This is a genomic window from Paenibacillus sp. 01T422, from assembly GCF_056398785.1.
This window is the reverse complement of record NZ_JBFTQB010001642.1, coordinates 1-465: the sequence shown is the minus strand read 5'-3', so window position 1 is coordinate 465 and position 465 is coordinate 1. Positions and strand designations below refer to the sequence as shown.

The window sequence follows — 465 nt, the reverse complement described above, 5'->3', positions numbered from 1 at the left end:
CGTTATTTCACTGCAATCGGGTGAAGAAGTTCTTCGATATTTATTAAAGGAACCCGCCGATCATATCGCTGTCATCCTAATGGATGTACAAATGCCGGGACTAAGCGGCTTTGAGACGGTTGAGCTGATCAAACAGCGCAAGGCATGTCAGGATATTCCTATCATCTTCTTAACGGCGCTCAGCACATCAATTGAGCATGTATTAAAAGGATATCATGTAGGCTCCATTGATTACTTATTCAAGCCTGTTCATCCCGAAATGCTGCGAATGAAAGTCGATGCTTTCGTCAATATGCATTTAGGACATCAAAAAATCAAATATCAAAGCGAGCTCCTGCACAAACGGACGCTTGATCTAGAAGAAACGAACCGCAAACTGGCGGAAGCCGAGGAGAAACTGAAGCAGCAGAATTCACTTTTAGAACAATGGGTCGAAGAACGGACTACAGAACTAGTAGCTAGTAG

1 protein-coding gene is annotated in these 465 nt (G+C 43.4%); it reads left to right on the top strand.

Annotated features, from left to right (window positions below):
* The coding region (locus tag AC1DUA_RS40570) for a response regulator (protein WP_477505011.1) at window positions 1-465 on the top strand (465 nt) is incomplete at both ends.